This is a genomic window from Streptomyces sp. WELS2, from assembly GCF_013870595.1.
Taxonomy (GTDB): Bacteria; Actinomycetota; Actinomycetes; order Streptomycetales; family Streptomycetaceae; genus Streptomyces.
The window spans coordinates 1-1,261 of sequence record NZ_JACBWZ010001275.1; the positions used below are offsets into that span (position 1 = coordinate 1).

The 1,261-nt window shown below is 72.9% G+C and carries 2 protein-coding genes; both read right to left on the reverse strand.

Annotation, left to right across the window (positions count from 1 at the left end; all coding sequences use genetic code 11):
* Positions 1-744: DUF2637 domain-containing protein (locus tag H5J33_RS35665; RefSeq protein WP_181798778.1), on the reverse strand; the 744-nt coding region annotated here is incomplete at its 3' end.
* Between the two features lie 241 nt (positions 745-985).
* A partial coding sequence (locus H5J33_RS35670; RefSeq protein WP_181798779.1) for a (2Fe-2S)-binding protein occupies positions 986-1,261 on the reverse strand: 276 nt, incomplete at its 5' end.

Below are 1,261 nucleotides of genomic sequence, written 5' to 3' on the forward strand. Positions count from 1 at the left end.
CTGCTGGTCGCGCCTGCGCCGCCGGGCCTCCTCCTTCTGCCGCTTGTCCTCGCGGACCTCCTCGACCGCCTCGTCCAGACTGCGCACGCCCTCCAGGAGCATCAGCGACCAGGCCCGGTAGGTCTCGCGGGGCGCCCGTACCCAGCGCACGATCCGGATCTGCGGCAACGGCCGCGGCACCAGGCCCTGTTCGCGCAGCGCGGCCCGGCGGGTCTGCTTCAGCGCCCGGTCGAACAGCACGGCGGCCGACAGCGACATGCCGGAGAAGAACTGCGGGGCGCCGGCGTGCCCCGCGCCGCGGGGCGCGTGCACCCAGTTGAACCAGGCCGCCGCCGCGGCGAACAGCCACACGAGCAGCCGGGAGCCGAGCGCGGCGTCGCCGTGGCTCGCCTCGCGCACGGCGAGGACGGAGCAGAACATCGCCGCGCCGTCCAGCCCGAACGGCACCAGGTACTGCCAGCCGCCGCTCAGCCCGAGGTTCTGTTCGCCGAAGCCGACCAGGCCGTGGAAGGACAGGGCCGCCGCCACCGCCGCACAGCAGAACAGCAGCACGTAGGAGGCCGTGCCGTAGAGGGCCTCCTTGCGCCGGCGGCGCTCCTCGCTGCGTTCCCAGGAGTCGTCCGCGCTCGCGTCCTCCCCGGAGGAGCGCTTGCCGCGCGCGAGCACCGCCACTGCCACCAGCATGCCCAGGAGCAGGACGGCGCCCGGAAGCAGCCAGTTCAGCGATATGTCGGTCAGTCTCATCAGGGTCCCTTGCATGGGGATAGGGCGTGACGCCCGCCATAGTGGCCCATTCCCGACGGCCCTCAGGGGGTTTCGGGGCAAGAGGCCGCCAAGGGAGTGCGCGAGGGATGCCCAGGACGGCGTTCTGCTCGAACTGCCGCGTGAGGGGCGGGAGTTGAGTTCGAACAGACTACCCGTACGGGTGGTCGTTGGAGAAGTTACCGTGACGGGTGGTGCGGTTGTGCTCGGCCGGCACGGTTCCTCAGCCGGCCGCGGCCGCGGTGAGCCTGGCGATCCTCTCGCCGTCCCGGGTGCGCGGACACGTCACACAGGTGTCCTGCGGGCGAACGGTGTAGAACATGCAGCAGCTCGCCCGGTCCCGGGTGGGCAAGGGGCTGCCGTCCACGGCGGTCAGCACCCGGAACCCGGCCGAGCCCGCGTACGGCGGGGTCGGCCCCGGCAGCAGCAGCTCCAGCTCCCGCACGGCCCGGGCCGCCTCCTCGTCGCCGGACAGCCCGGCGACGTACCACAGCCCCTC